General features: G+C 38.2%; 9 protein-coding genes, 1 tRNA gene, 3 rRNA genes and 1 other RNA gene. All 14 read right to left on the bottom strand.

Going from position 1 to position 15,976, the window contains the following annotated elements; all coding sequences use genetic code 11:
• The 14 genes from HYI43_11580 to HYI43_11645 all read right to left on the bottom strand — a co-directional run bounded on the left by HYI43_11580 (position 1) and on the right by HYI43_11645 (position 15,854).
• Positions 1-1,335, bottom strand: coding sequence for a lysine decarboxylase (locus HYI43_11580; protein UDI79150.1), 1,335 nt, complete (start codon positions 1,333-1,335; stop codon positions 1-3).
• A 23-nt stretch (positions 1,336-1,358) separates the two neighbouring features.
• Positions 1,359-1,892, bottom strand: coding sequence for a GNAT family N-acetyltransferase (locus HYI43_11585; protein ID UDI79151.1), 534 nt, complete (start codon positions 1,890-1,892; stop codon positions 1,359-1,361).
• A 201-nt stretch (positions 1,893-2,093) separates the two neighbouring features.
• Positions 2,094-2,208, bottom strand: a 5S ribosomal RNA gene (rrf, locus tag HYI43_11590).
• A gap of 68 nt (positions 2,209-2,276) precedes the next feature.
• Positions 2,277-5,202, bottom strand: a 23S ribosomal RNA gene (locus tag HYI43_11595).
• Positions 5,203-5,537: 335 nt separating this feature from the next.
• Positions 5,538-7,089: ribosomal RNA gene (locus HYI43_11600) — 16S ribosomal RNA — on the bottom strand.
• Together the 16S, 23S and 5S rRNA genes form the textbook arrangement of a ribosomal RNA operon.
• Before the next feature lie 527 nt (positions 7,090-7,616).
• On the bottom strand, positions 7,617-8,213 hold the full coding sequence (recR, locus tag HYI43_11605) for a recombination protein RecR (protein ID UDI79152.1): 597 nt from the start codon (positions 8,211-8,213) through the stop codon (positions 7,617-7,619).
• A gap of 6 nt (positions 8,214-8,219) precedes the next feature.
• Positions 8,220-8,537 (bottom strand): YbaB/EbfC family nucleoid-associated protein, encoded by a 318-nt coding sequence (locus HYI43_11610; GenBank protein ID UDI79153.1) that lies wholly within the window; start codon positions 8,535-8,537, stop codon positions 8,220-8,222.
• A gap of 162 nt (positions 8,538-8,699) precedes the next feature.
• Positions 8,700-10,415: a DNA polymerase III subunit gamma/tau gene (gene dnaX / locus HYI43_11615; protein ID UDI79154.1), complete on the bottom strand. Its 1,716-nt coding sequence runs from the start codon at positions 10,413-10,415 to the stop codon at positions 8,700-8,702.
• A 68-nt stretch (positions 10,416-10,483) separates the two neighbouring features.
• Complete coding sequence (locus HYI43_11620; protein UDI79155.1) at positions 10,484-11,008, bottom strand: N-acetyltransferase; 525 nt, start codon at positions 11,006-11,008, stop codon at positions 10,484-10,486.
• A 195-nt stretch (positions 11,009-11,203) separates the two neighbouring features.
• Positions 11,204-11,473: signal recognition particle sRNA large type (gene ffs / locus HYI43_11625), an RNA gene on the bottom strand.
• A gap of 91 nt (positions 11,474-11,564) precedes the next feature.
• Positions 11,565-12,290, bottom strand: a complete 726-nt coding sequence (treR, locus tag HYI43_11630; protein UDI79156.1) for a trehalose operon repressor — start codon at positions 12,288-12,290, stop codon at positions 11,565-11,567.
• A gap of 39 nt (positions 12,291-12,329) precedes the next feature.
• Positions 12,330-13,961: an alpha,alpha-phosphotrehalase gene (gene treC, locus HYI43_11635; GenBank protein UDI79157.1), complete on the bottom strand. Its 1,632-nt coding sequence runs from the start codon at positions 13,959-13,961 to the stop codon at positions 12,330-12,332.
• Between the two features lie 100 nt (positions 13,962-14,061).
• Complete coding sequence (gene treP, locus HYI43_11640; GenBank protein UDI79158.1) at positions 14,062-15,510, bottom strand: PTS system trehalose-specific EIIBC component; 1,449 nt, start codon at positions 15,508-15,510, stop codon at positions 14,062-14,064.
• Between the two features lie 251 nt (positions 15,511-15,761).
• A tRNA-Ser gene (locus HYI43_11645) sits at positions 15,762-15,854 on the bottom strand.
• Between the last annotated feature and the right edge of the window lie 122 nt (positions 15,855-15,976).

Consider the following 15,976-nt stretch of genomic DNA (forward strand, 5'->3'; position numbering starts at 1 on the left):
TCATTCATCCTTAACTAAAATTTTTTCATCTATAATACCTTCAACTCTATTACCTTTTTGAAGATAATCTTGCACTAATTCTATCATATTTTGAGTGATTCTTTCCCCTTTTAGAAAAATAGGAACACCAGGTGGATAAGGAATAATGTGTTTGGCTAAAACTTTATTAATCGCCTCTTTCATATCGACCCAAATTGTAGAATGGATACGTTGAGGATAATATATGCCCGCTTTTGTAGGTAAAGTTATTGTTTCTAATTTATTGTTTGATATAGATGGTAAATCTAGTTGTGAAATTTTATGTAATAAAGTTTCGTATGGATATGTGTCATCTTTATGCCAAAGAGGTAAGACAAACAGAACTTGCTTATCATCAGCTAACTCAGCATAAATATCTAATTGTTCAAACCAAGTTTGGATATCATATCCTGAATATCCTGGATACTGAATTAATAATTTTAATGCGTCATTTACTTCAATAACATTAAAACCAGTTAATTTCAAAGTGTTTATGAATTGCTTTCTTTTTTCAAAAAATAATTCACTCTGATAATCATTAAAAAATTGATGTGCCATTTCAAGACTAGACATTACCAAATAAGAAGGGCTAGACGTTTGAAAGTATCCCAAATAACGGATAACTTCTTCTTTCATTGGTGCATTTTTATGAATAAATAGCATAGATCCCATTGTTAGTGCAGGTAACGTTTTATGATACGATTGCACAACATAATCCGCATTTGACTCAAGAGATGACTTTGGAAAATGTTGTAAATTAAAATGTGCACCATGGGCTTCATCAACTAATACTGGAATATGCTGACAATGCATTTTAATAACAAATTCTTTAATATTGAAACACTCACCATAATAGTTAGGATAAGTTACAATACTTAGTTTCTGATTATGGTTAAAATGATGTGTCTCTGGACCTAAATATTGATTACTCACATCACTTGTAAACATTGGTAATATGTCTGCTGGTTGTTGTACAAGATCTAAACCATGAAATACAGATTTATGTACATTTCTACTGATTAAATAGTTTCCCTCTATTTCTGAAAAAGCTTGAACAACTGCTAAAATACCAGAAGTAGTACCATTGACTAAAAAATAGGCATCATAGTTGGGGTGCTTTTCAATATTCTCCATACTTTTCAATATAATGTCCTCAGGATGATGCAAATCATCAAGTCCAGTAATTTCAGTCATATCCATACTTATTTTCAAATGATCTAAGTGACCAATTGTCATATTTTTATGACCTGGTACATGTAATGAAATTGCATTTTGTTTATTAAGTTGATTCAATTTTTCAGTAATAGGAAGTTTCATTTTATAGCACACTTTCTAAATTATTAATGAATTTGAGATAAATCATCACTGCCATTACGCAATTCAATCCATTTTGATTTAAGTAATCCCATAATATAGCAATCTTTATATTTCCCTTGAGTGTAAAAATGCTCTTTAAGTTCACCTTCAATATGAAAACCTGCATTTTTGTATATATGTACTGCTTTTTTATTATTAATATCTACATATAAATATACTTTATTCATATTTAAAACTAAAAATGCATAATCAATGGCCATCTTAAACGCTTTCTTTGCATAACCTTTATTTCCATATCGTGAATCAATAATTATTTGAACCTCGCAATTTCTATGTACAAAGTTAATTTCCACTAACTCTACAATACCAATCGAGATATTATTCTCTTCAATAACAAATCGTCTCTCTGATTCATCTAGAATATGTTTATGGTATAAACTTTGTAATTCACTTAAAGATTGATACGGCTCCTCAAACCAATACGACATAATAGAATATTCATTATTTAAATGATGTACGAATTGTAGGTCTGTTTCTTCTAAAGCTCTAATAATCATCTTTAGCACTCCTTTAATTAAAATTTTATTGAAAAATTTTGTAAAAGTAAATGAAAGGAATATAAAAAGAATGATTAAGCTATATTTCTTATTTATGTGCAATTAAATACACTTCATTCGTCTTTAATTTTTTATATTTTGACATAAAAAAAGAGACCTTACGGTCTCAATATCGGCTCATCGCATCCATACGATTTGTTTGCCTGGCAACGTCCTACTCTAGCGGAACGTTAGTCCAACTACCATCGGCGCTAAGGAGCTTAACTTCTGTGTTCGGCATGGGAACAGGTGTGACCTCCTTGCCATTATCACCAGACAAGAGAATGATTATACATTCAAAACTAGATAGTAAGTAAACGATTTTGCTTCGCAAAACGTTGAAATAAATTGATTAAGTCTTCGATCGATTAGTATTCGTCAGCTCCACGTGTCACCACGCTTCCACCTCGAACCTATTAACCTCATCATCTTTGAGGGATCTTATAACCGAAGTTGGGAAATCTCATCTTGAGGGGGGCTTCATGCTTAGATGCTTTCAGCACTTATCCCGTCCATACATAGCTACCCAGCTATGCCGTTGGCACGACAACTGGTACACCAGAGGTATGTCCATCCCGGTCCTCTCGTACTAAGGACAGCTCCTCTCAAATTTCCTACGCCCACGACGGATAGGGACCGAACTGTCTCACGACGTTCTGAACCCAGCTCGCGTACCGCTTTAATGGGCGAACAGCCCAACCCTTGGGACCGACTACAGCCCCAGGATGCGATGAGCCGACATCGAGGTGCCAAACCTCCCCGTCGATGTGAACTCTTGGGGGAGATAAGCCTGTTATCCCCGGGGTAGCTTTTATCCGTTGAGCGATGGCCCTTCCATGCGGAACCACCGGATCACTAAGTCCGTCTTTCGACCCTGCTCGACTTGTAGGTCTCGCAGTCAAGCTCCCTTATGCCTTTACACTCTATGAATGATTTCCAACCATTCTGAGGGAACCTTTGAGCGCCTCCGTTACCTTTTAGGAGGCGACCGCCCCAGTCAAACTGCCCGCCTGACACTGTCTCCCACCACGATAAGTGGTGCGGGTTAGAAAGCCAACACAGCTAGGGTAGTATCCCACCAGCGCCTCCACGTAAGCTAGCGCTCACGTTTCAAAGGCTCCTACCTATCCTGTACAAGCTGTGCCGAATTTCAATATCAGGCTACAGTAAAGCTCCACGGGGTCTTTCCGTCCTGTCGCGGGTAACCTGCATCTTCACAGGTACTATGATTTCACCGAGTCTCTCGTTGAGACAGTGCCCAAATCGTTACGCCTTTCGTGCGGGTCGGAACTTACCCGACAAGGAATTTCGCTACCTTAGGACCGTTATAGTTACGGCCGCCGTTTACTGGGGCTTCGATTCGTAGCTTCGCAGAAGCTAACCACTCCTCTTAACCTTCCAGCACCGGGCAGGCGTCAGCCCCTATACATCACCTTACGGTTTAGCAGAGACCTGTGTTTTTGATAAACAGTCGCTTGGGCCTATTCACTGCGGCTCTTCTGGGCTTGCACCCTAAAGAGCACCCCTTCTCCCGAAGTTACGGGGTCATTTTGCCGAGTTCCTTAACGAGAGTTCGCTCGCTCACCTTAGAATTCTCATCTTGACTACCTGTGTCGGTTTGCGGTACGGGCACCTATTATCTATCTAGAGGCTTTTCTTGGCAGTGTGAAATCAACGACTCGAGGAAACAATTTCCTCTCCCTATCACAGCTCAATCTTAAGAGTGCCGGATTTGCCTAACACTCAATCTCACTGCTTAGACGTGCACTCCAACAGCACGCTTCGCCTATCCTACTGCGTCCCCCCATCGATTAAAACGATGCTAGGTGGTACAGGAATATCAACCTGTTATCCATCGCCTACGCCTGTCGGCCTCAGCTTAGGACCCGACTAACCCAGAGCGGACGAGCCTTCCTCTGGAAACCTTAGTCAATCGGTGGACGGGATTCTCACCCGTCTTTCGCTACTCACACCGGCATTCTCACTTCTAAGCGCTCCACATGTCCTTGCGATCATACTTCAACGCCCTTAGAACGCTCTCCTACCATTGTCCTACGGACAATCCACAGCTTCGGTAATATGTTTAGCCCCGGTACATTTTCGGCGCAGTGTCACTCGACTAGTGAGCTATTACGCACTCTTTAAATGATGGCTGCTTCTAAGCCAACATCCTAGTTGTCTGGGCAACGCCACATCCTTTTCCACTTAACATATATTTTGGGACCTTAGCTGGTGGTCTGGGCTGTTTCCCTTTCGAACACGGACCTTATCACCCATGTTCTGACTCCCAAGTTAAATTAATTGGCATTCGGAGTTTGTCTGAATTCGGTAACCCGAGAAGGGCCCCTCGTCCAAACAGTGCTCTACCTCCAATAATCATCACTTGAGGCTAGCCCTAAAGCTATTTCGGAGAGAACCAGCTATCTCCAGGTTCGATTGGAATTTCTCCGCTACCCACAGTTCATCCGCTCACTTTTCAACGTAAGTCGGTTCGGTCCTCCATTCAGTGTTACCTGAACTTCAACCTGACCATGGGTAGATCACCTGGTTTCGGGTCTACGACCAAATACTCAACGCCCTATTCAGACTCGCTTTCGCTACGGCTCCACATTTACTGCTTAACCTTGCATCAGATCGTAACTCGCCGGTTCATTCTACAAAAGGCACGCCATCACCCATTAACGGGCTCTGACTACTTGTAAGCACACGGTTTCAAGTTCTCTTTCACTCCCCTTCCGGGGTACTTTTCACCTTTCCCTCACGGTACTGGTTCACTATCGGTCACTAGAGAGTATTTAGCCTTAGGAGATGGTCCTCCCAGATTCCGACGGAATTTCACGTGCTCCGTCGTACTCAGGATCCACTCAAGAGAGAATATATTTTCAACTACAGGATTATTACCTTCTTTGATTCAACTTTCCAGATGATTCGTCTAATATATTCTTTTGTAACTCCGTATAGAGTGTCCTACAACCCCAATAAGCAAGCTTATTGGTTTGGGCTCTTCCCGTTTCGCTCGCCGCTACTCAGGGAATCGATTTTTCTTTCTCTTCCTCCGGGTACTAAGATGTTTCAGTTCTCCGGGTCTGCCTTCTGACAAGCTATGAATTCACTTGTCGATAACACGACATAACTCGTGCTGGGTTCCCCCATTCGGAAATCTCTGGATCAACGCTTACTTACAGCTACCCAAAGCATATCGTCGTTAGTAACGTCCTTCGTCGGCTTCTAGTGCCAAGGCATTCACCGTGCGCCCTTAATAACTTAATCTATGTTTCCACCATATTAGAACGTAGTTCTAATGTTAAGAAACCTGTTATTAATCTTGTGAGTGTTCTTTCGAACACTAGCGATTATATTTTATGAATTCAAGCTTTTTTAAAACTCTAATTCACTCGGTTTTGCTTGGTAAAATCTATTTTACTTACTTATCTAGTTTTCAATGTACAATCAATAAAATCAAAATCACAATAAGAAATTATATCAAAATAAAACGTCTTATGCAATATTCATTTATTAAGTTGAATGTTTAAAATAAACATTCAAAACTGAATACAATATGTCACGTTATTCCTCATCTCTACGAGATGTTCCGAATATATCCTTAGAAAGGAGGTGATCCAGCCGCACCTTCCGATACGGCTACCTTGTTACGACTTCACCCCAATCATTTGTCCCACCTTCGACGGCTAGCTCCAAATGGTTACTCCACCGGCTTCGGGTGTTACAAACTCTCGTGGTGTGACGGGCGGTGTGTACAAGACCCGGGAACGTATTCACCGTAGCATGCTGATCTACGATTACTAGCGATTCCAGCTTCATGTAGTCGAGTTGCAGACTACAATCCGAACTGAGAACAACTTTATGGGATTTGCTTGACCTCTCGGTTTCGCTGCCCTTTGTATTGTCCATTGTAGCACGTGTGTAGCCCAAATCATAAGGGGCATGATGATTTGACGTCATCCCCACCTTCCTCCGGTTTGTCACCGGCAGTCAACTTAGAGTGCCCAACTTAATGATGGCAACTAAGCTTAAGGGTTGCGCTCGTTGCGGGACTTAACCCAACATCTCACGACACGAGCTGACGACAACCATGCACCACCTGTCACTTTGTCCCCCGAAGGGGAAAGCTCTATCTCTAGAGTTGTCAAAGGATGTCAAGATTTGGTAAGGTTCTTCGCGTTGCTTCGAATTAAACCACATGCTCCACCGCTTGTGCGGGTCCCCGTCAATTCCTTTGAGTTTCAACCTTGCGGTCGTACTCCCCAGGCGGAGTGCTTAATGCGTTAGCTGCAGCACTAAGGGGCGGAAACCCCCTAACACTTAGCACTCATCGTTTACGGCGTGGACTACCAGGGTATCTAATCCTGTTTGATCCCCACGCTTTCGCACATCAGCGTCAGTTACAGACCAGAAAGTCGCCTTCGCCACTGGTGTTCCTCCATATCTCTGCGCATTTCACCGCTACACATGGAATTCCACTTTCCTCTTCTGCACTCAAGTTTTCCAGTTTCCAATGACCCTCCACGGTTGAGCCGTGGGCTTTCACATCAGACTTAAAAAACCGCCTACGCGCGCTTTACGCCCAATAATTCCGGATAACGCTTGCCACCTACGTATTACCGCGGCTGCTGGCACGTAGTTAGCCGTGGCTTTCTGATTAGGTACCGTCAAGACGTGCATAGTTACTTACACGTATGTTCTTCCCTAATAACAGAGTTTACGATCCGAAGACCTTCATCACTCACGCGGCGTTGCTCCGTCAGGCTTTCGCCCATTGCGGAAGATTCCCTACTGCTGCCTCCCGTAGGAGTCTGGACCGTGTCTCAGTTCCAGTGTGGCCGATCACCCTCTCAGGTCGGCTACGTATCGTCGCCTTGGTAAGCCGTTACCTTACCAACTAGCTAATACGGCGCGGGTCCATCTATAAGTGATAGCAAAACCATCTTTCACTATCGAACCATGCGGTTCGAAATATTATCCGGTATTAGCTCCGGTTTCCCGAAGTTATCCCAGTCTTATAGGTAGGTTACCCACGTGTTACTCACCCGTCCGCCGCTAACGTCAAAGGAGCAAGCTCCTTATCTGTTCGCTCGACTTGCATGTATTAGGCACGCCGCCAGCGTTCATCCTGAGCCAGGATCAAACTCTCCATAAAAATTTATGATGTTTGATTAGCTCATAATACTAAATAATGTTTGTAACATTTAAGTTACTGTTTGGAATTAACGTTGACATATTGTCATTCAGTTTTCAATGTTCATTTCGTTATCACAAGAAATAATTATACTCTTTATCAACTTGAAAGTCAATATCTTTTTTAATTATTTTTTTAAGTGATTTTAATGTTCGTTGAATTGTTCCGCTCAACAAATATATACTATACAGGCTTTCCGGCGTTTTAACAACGGTAAAAATTACACTCCGGAGCATCTGAATGTCAGAAATCTCATTAATTTCCGAACATTAAAGAAAAATATACAGATATCGTTCATTTTAAATACTGCTCAACAACTACGATACCCTATAAAACCTTCCGAAATCACTAAAATAACAAACTTTAAAAAATTTACGCATTTTTTAAATTAAATTAAAAAATCGCTATTTAGTAGCAAAACACACTGTTGATGGTCTATACATAACCTATCACAGTTCGCTTTACTTAAATAGCGACCTTCTAAATGATTACATTTCTGTTCTACCAGCTATTGCTTTTGATAAAGTAACTTCATCAGCATATTCTAAATCTCCACCGACCGAAAGTCCTTGCGCCAATCTAGTAACTTTAATGCCAATTGGTTTCACAAGTCTTGAAATATACATTGCAGTTGATTCACCTTCAAGATTTGGATTCATTGCTAATATAAGCTCTTTAACTTCTTCATCTTTTAATCTATCAATAAGTGTTGGAATATTAATATCTTCCGGCCCTATACCATCCATAGGAGAGATTGAGCCATGTAATACATGATAGAGCCCTTTATATTCTCTCATCTTTTCCATGGCAATCACATCTTTATCATCTTCGACAACACATATAACTGAACGATCTCTTTGTTTATCTTCACAAATATAACATGGATCATTTTCAGTGATATGTCCACAAACACTACAATAGGTAAGCTCACGTTTAACATCTACTAAGGCTTTAGCAAATTGGACAACATCGTCTTCTTGCATATCTAAAGTGTGAAATGCCAGACGTTGAGCCGTCTTAGGGCCAATGCCTGGCAATTTCATGAAACTATCTATTAATTTAGATATGGGTTCTGGATAATGCATCTATGCTTACATTCCCGGAATGTTTAAGCCTTGCGTATGCTTACCTAAACGTTCTTGAGTTAAGTCGTCCGCTTTGTTCATTGCTTCGTTAGTAGCAGCTAATACTAAATCTTGTAACATTTCGATATCGTCTGGATCTACCGCTTCTTCTTTAATTTCTACATCTACTACTTCTTTATGACCAGTTACTGTTACTGAAACCATACCGCCACCTGCTGTACCTACGATACGTTCATCTTTAAGCTTTTCTTGTTCCTGAGCCATTTTCTTTTGCATTTTTTGCATTTGTTTCATCATTTGTTGCATATTTCCGCCACCGCGCATAATATCATTTCCTCCTTAAATGTATTAACATTGTCTTTTAATTTATATTTTATTATACATGCGTTTATAATCATTGTCATGTATCACTGTTTTTTCATAAAAGAAGCTATTATTAAATAAAATAAAACGTGTTTCTTCTATAATAAACAGTTTCCCAGATATTTATTCATCTATTAAATGTACGGTTTCTTCTCCGAATAAATCACGTGCTTTTTGAGCTACATCCGTTTCTTGTTTATTTTCTTCAACTGTACTATCTGATCGACTATCATCGTCTTCGTGTTGTTTTCTATTATTAATATACTCTGAGCGTACTCTCATCCATTGGTCAGATGGCACACCCACGACTTCAACATCTTTATTTATAATATTTCTAACGACATTTTCAATACTTTTTCGTTTTTCTTCGTCTCTATTAACAATTTCACAGTGTATTTCTTCATCAAATTGAATTAACACGCGTTTCGAACTCGCTGCAACTGGTATAGAATTTTGTAAAAGACTAACTAAAGACTTTTTATCATTACTTTTGGCATAATCAACGACTTCTAACCAATGTTTTTTCAGCAATTGAATATCTTCTTTATTTGCTTCATCCAATACTTTAGCAATACTAGTCATAGAGAACGCATTTTTATTTTGGCGCTTACCTCGAGAAACAGACTTAGCACTTTGGTTATTTCTTGAATTTGACTGTGGCACACCTTGCGCTTTCAATGTTTTTAATTCATTTTCCAGTTGTTCCATGCGTTGCAACAATACTTCATTATTTGGTTCTGATGCCACATGAGTTGTCGCCACATTTTGTACAGTATCAGGTTGAGATTTTAACATTTCAGCAATTTTCACTAATAATACTTCAAAATGAACATTCTGATTAACACTAAATCGAATCGATACTAATGTATCATTAATAATATCAATCATATGGTATAGCGTTTCTAAGTCAAAGTGGATTAACGCATCATATTCTGCTTGATTATCCACTGTCTTATTCATAATGGTGTCACGCACAAAGTAAATCATATCATTAATTAGACGGTTTACTTCTTTACCTTCTTTAATAAATTGATGATATCGATTAAACGCTTCTTTCACATCACCTTCAACTACTACTTTGAACAATTCATTTAACGCTGCTTCATCGACACTACCTGTAACATCGAGAACATCCTGCAACTTTAAGTGGTCATCACCGAATGCTATTGCTTGGTCCATGATACTTAATGCGTCTCGCATACCACCTTCTGAAGCTTTAGCAATAAATTCAAGCGCCGCTTCATCATAGTCTAATTTCTGCTCTTCAGCTACAAAGCGTAAGCGGTCGACTATTTGATCTGTACCAATTGCCTTAAAATCAAAGCGTTGTGCTCGTGAAATAATTGTAGGCGGAATTTTATGAGGTTCTGTAGTAGCTAGAATGAAAATCGCGTGAGCTGGAGGTTCTTCTAGCGTTTTAAGTAAAGCGTTAAACGCACCTGTAGTTAACATATGAACTTCGTCTATAATGTATACTTTATATTTCGATTCACTAGGTGCGTATTTAACTTTATCTCTAATATTTCTAATTTCATCTACACCATTATTACTGGCAGCATCTATTTCAATGACATCTCCATTTGTACCTTGAGTGATACCTTTACAAATTGCACATTCATTACATGGTTCTCCATCTTGAGGATTTAAACAATTAATTGCTTTTGCAAATACTTTAGCAATACTTGTTTTACCTGTACCTCGAGGACCACTAAATATGTATGCGTGAGATTGTTTGCCTTTTGATATGGCGTTTCGCAATGTTTTAGTTACGTGTTCTTGTCCCACTACATCTTCAAAGCTTTGGGGTCTAAACATTCGATACAAAGCTTGATAATTCACATTCGCACCTCCATTAACAATTACTCATTATTATATCACGCATCATCTTCTTGATTTCAATTATTTTCCTAAACAAAATCGGCATTTTGTACTGTGCCATGTGGATACTCATTTAGTTGATCCCATAAGAATTTCACTCGCAAATCTGATTGATTTGTTTCTTTAGAGAAAATATCATGGTCTGTTGCTAGTTCATATCCTAATTGCTCAAAATAACTAGTATCACAGCTCACAATGATAGTCGTATAATGTTGAGATTTGGCTCGTTCTTCAACTGCTTGAACTAACGCTTTACCTAAACCTTCATTACGCACAGTATCATCTACAATCAATGAAACTAATTCTAACGCCTTATATCTATCTTCATTATCAACTAAATCTATTTCACTTAACATAATATGGCCTACGACGTCACCGTCTTCATTTTTAGCAATCACTTCAAGTTCATAATTATAAGTCGGTGTTTGTCGCAACGTCTTAACAAGTTCACGTTGTGCCTTACCATTTTTTGAGTGTGCATCATAATTTGTTTCGATTTTATCCAATGTTTCTGCGTAGTCCATTTCAGTTAATGTACTTAAGTAAATTTGCATAAATTTGCCCCCATGACTTGTCTTTTTCTTTTATCATATCCCCATTTCAAAAAAGACATTTTTCTCATCTAATTTATCAAATCTGAATACCTCTTCATTTTATACAAAAAAGGAGTGACTTTGCATTCAAAGCCACCCATTTAATATTTATATTTACCATTTATAAGTTTGGTTTGGTTTTTAAAAAATTAAAAACCGTGCACCTTCGAATCGAATGTGTATCACAAACGTTACCGAAGTCGACAGCTAAATCTCGGCTACCCTACGGCACATATGAGGATCCACTTAATGCTGCTTCCGTCAGGACCTGACATGATTCATGGGTTCATATTGCATAGGACCGAAATCTTCAAACACTACGTGCTTCGGGCAGACTTCACAAAAACACACCCTCAACGAAGGAATTAAGTCTCGCATAAAGCGGATTTCGAGTACAGGGAACCGCTACCTCCCCACCTAGCACGGTAAGTTTTATAATACTATAACCAAACTTCTTATTGCAAGTGTTAAGTTTATTCTCTAAAATTTATAATTACAAAAGTGACTATTTGAGTAATTATTTTTTATAACGTCTTGAAAACTCATTGAATTTAAATTCAGTCGCCAAATGTTTAGAGATATTATATTGAAATTGCTTAGTACTTTTTAAATAAACAATACTTCTTACAGTTGCAGTATACGGAGGTTGCACCTTTCCAAAAATTTCATATTCCTTTTCAGTAAAAGGTTCAAAAGTAATCGACTTATTCGAATAACTTATCTCTAAACCTAATTCTTTTTCTAAATAGTTATAGATGGAATCCAAAGCCACAGTATTTGAAATATTTGGTACGACAGAAGCTACAAAGTAATCTTCATCTAAGATTTTTACTTTATCATTAATACTACGACTTCTTACGATATGAATCAGTGCTTCATTATCTGAAATGCCTAATTGTGCTTTAACTTGAGGAACATGGGCTGCTTGTATGACTTCATTAACAAGCACTTTCGTCTCATGTTCCAAACCTAACTCCTGTTGAATCTCTTTAAAACTAATTAAATCTGAAAACGGAAATTCAGTTACACCTTGATTGATAACAATAGAGCCTTTGCCTCTAATCTTCTGAATCAAGCCATCATTAGCTAATAAATCCAGTGCCTTCCTAACGGTTTCACGAGACGCACTATATTGTGCAAGTAGCATATGTTCTGATGGTAGTTGTTGCCCTGAACCATATACCCCGTTATAAATGTCTTGTTTAATTTTTTCATAAATCGTTATAAATTTTTGTGGTGCCATGCTTCATTTCTCCGTTATTTCTTTTCAATCTACTTACCTTTATACTTCAATAACTATTGCACCGAATGCTGAAATTTCACCATTCGCAACAGTACCATTTTGTATAATCATATCACCAGTCGTATCAATATCTTCAGGCAATTTGACCGCTTCTTTTGAAAAGTTAGCAATCACTAACCATGATTGTGTTTGATAATTACGACGATAAATGAATAATTGTGGGTGTTCCATATACATCGGCTCAATATCACCATATGTCATCAAATCGTGTTTATGACGCAACGCAATTAATTGACGATACGTTTGTAGGATAGAATGATCATCCTCTATTGCAGACTCGACATTTACTTTATCATAATTATTAGGGATATTGATCCATGGTGTACCAGTTGTAAAGCCAGCTTGATGACCTGAAGTCCATTGTATTGGTGTACGTGAATTATCTCGTGATTTTTGACCTAAAATAGTTAAAATTTCATCTTCATCAATATGTTTTTCTTTCAAATTATCGTAAGCATTTAATGATTCAACATCACGGTATTGTTGAATTGAATTAAAATGCGGGTCAGTCATTCCAATTTCTTCACCTTGATAAATGTACGGTGTTCCTTGAAGCATATGTAGTGCGATAGCCAGCATCTTAGCACTTGCTTGTCGATTTTCTTCAGTAGAATCATCGCCGAAACGCGATACCACACGCGGTTGATCATGGTTACACCAGAAGATCGCATTCCAACCACCACCTTCATATATGCCTACTTGCCATTCCATCAATATTTTTTTCAATTTTAAAAAGTCTAATTTCGCATTTGACCATTTTTCGCCATCTACGTAATCCACTTTTAAATGGTGAAAATTAAACACACTACTCAATTCTTGACGTTTGGGGTTAGTATACATCACACAATTATCTATTGTTGTTGAAGACATTTCACCCACTGTCATCATACCTTTATCACCAAATGTATGACGATTCAGTTCATGTAAGTATTCATGCACGCGTGGACCATCAGTGTAAAATTCTTTGCCAATTTCAGGAGAATCTTTAAATTCTCCTTTAGAGATAAGGTTTATAACATCGAATCGGAAGCCGTCTACACCAAATTCAATCCAATGATTAACCACATCGTATAAAGATTGTCTGACTTCCTCATTATCCCAATTCAAATCCGCTTGCGTGACATCAAATAGATGTAAATAGTATTCATCGGTTTTCTCATCATACTGCCAAGCATTGCCACCAAACTTGGATTCCCAATTGGTTGGTGGACCATCTTGTGAAGATTTGAAGAAGTAATAGTCACGATAAGGATTATCTTTAGAACTGATTGCTTCTTTAAACCATTCATGTTGCGTAGATGTATGATTAATAACAATATCTAGCATCACTTTTAGGTCACGTTTGTGCGCCTCTTTTACCAATGTCTCAAAATCTTCCAACGTGCCAAATCGTTTATTTATTTTAAAATAATTACTGATATCATAACCATTATCGTTCATCGGAGATTCGTAAATAGGTGTTAGCCAAATATAATCAACACCTAAGTATTGTAAGTAGTCTAATTTTTCAACAATACCATTTATATCGCCTTCGCCATTTCCTGTTGTATCATTAAATGACTTTGGATAAATTTGATAAACAACCGATTTTTTCCAATCTTTTTCAGCCATATTATTTTGCCACCTTTACTAAATATTATACCGATCTTTTTAAATCAAAAGACGTTCAAGTACTTATACAGTGATACGTGAACGTCTTTGTTTGTATTAATTATTTCGCTATTGTGTCGTCTGGCGTTTCCACCATTTTCTTAGCTTTAACTGTTGTAAATCTTGCAAAGATTACTGTCAAAATGGCTGGTATCACCATAGCAAGTAGTGTGACAGGTATATAAATGAACCAAAATTCACTATGGATTGAAATGAAGGCTGGAACACCACCTACACCGACACTACCCAATACCTTATTAGCACCAATAATGGCACCTAAAATGCTTGATGTACAAATCGCAGCGAAGAAAGGAACTTTTAATGGTAAGTTCACACCAAACATTGCAGGTTCTGTCACGCCTAAAAATGCAGAAATTCCTGAAGTTAAGGCTAAACCTTCTTCTTTTACCATTTTGCGTCGTCTATAAATAAACCATGCACCAAAGGCTGCTGAACCTTGGCAGATATTAGATATTGCAACGATTGGCCATAGATATGTACCGCCCAGTTTACTTCCCATTAATTGGAAATCGACTGCTAAGAACATATGGTGTAATCCTGTAATAACAAGTGGTGCGTAGAAGAAACCATAAATCGCGCCACCTAACCAACCGGCATTTTCGAAGACAAATTGAACTGCACCAGTAATACCAGTACCTATCGCAAGTGCAATCGGACCAATAATTATAAATGCTAAGAATCCAGTGACAAGTAAAGCTACTGGTCCAACTACTAGCATCTTAATTGAATCATGAACGACTTTATTTAATGCTTTTTCAATGAGTGATAAAACATAGGCTGCAATTAATACTGGCAACACTTGTCCTTGATAGTTTAGTTGTTTAATTTCTAAACCAAATAAATTCCAAGTTGGAATGTGTCCTTTAGCGATGTCATATTGTGAAACTAATTGTGGATGCATAAGTATAAGTCCCAACACTAAACCTAATATTGGACTACCGCCAAATACTCTCATACTACTCCAACCAATTAGCGCAGGTAGGAAGATAAAGGCTGTACTTGCAATAACATTAATAATGTTGGAAATATCACCAAGCTGCGGGAATTGTTCGACAAGTGGTTTAGGACCAAACAAGTCTTTCATCGTTAAAATATTGTTAATTCCCATTAAAAGACCGGCTGTAACTAATGCAGGTAAAATGGGAATAAAGATATCTCCCAATAATTTAACTAAACGTTGTAAGGGGTTACCCTTTTTGGCTGCAGCAGCTTTAGCTTCATCTTTTGACGATTCTTCTGCCCCTGTTTCGTCAATAAATTGCTTATACACTTCATCAACAGTCCCTGGCCCAATTACAATTTGATATTGATTATCTGCTTTAAATTGACCTTTCACTAATGAATTGTCATCTAATGCATCTTTATCTACTTTATTATCGTCTTTTAAAACTAGACGTAATCGTGTCACACAATGCGTTGCAGTATCAACATTTTCTTTGCCGCCAATGGCTTTAACAATATCCTGCACATCTTTTTTCTTTACAGCCACGTCTTTCACTCCCTTGTTTATCATAAACAAAGTATAACTTGTCTAGACAAGTTGTGTAAAGGCTTACATTTTTAAAAAAATTAAGTTGTCCACTTCATTTATACGTTGTATTTGAGACGATAGGTTTACTATAGACGGTACCACATCCATGTTTTATCAATTGATATTTAGAAAAAACAAAAAAACAAGCACCCAGTGAACACTGAGTGCTTGTCTATATTCTATGTATTAGTCTTGGATTTTAATTATAATGGCGGAGGAAGAGGGATTCGAACCCCCGCGGCCCGTTAAGGCCCTGTCGGTTTTCAAGACCGATCCCTTCAGCCGGACTTGGGTATTCCTCCAATGAACACAATAAATATCTTATAACACAGTTCATCGGAAGTCAATATATTTAAATTTAAAATAGTAAAATTATACTTTTATTTTGGCGTATATTGACGAATGAATACTTCCTCCACACTAT

Origin of the sequence: Staphylococcus taiwanensis (assembly GCA_020544305.1) — a bacterium.
In the GTDB taxonomy this organism is placed as follows: Bacteria; Bacillota; Bacilli; order Staphylococcales; family Staphylococcaceae; genus Staphylococcus; species Staphylococcus taiwanensis.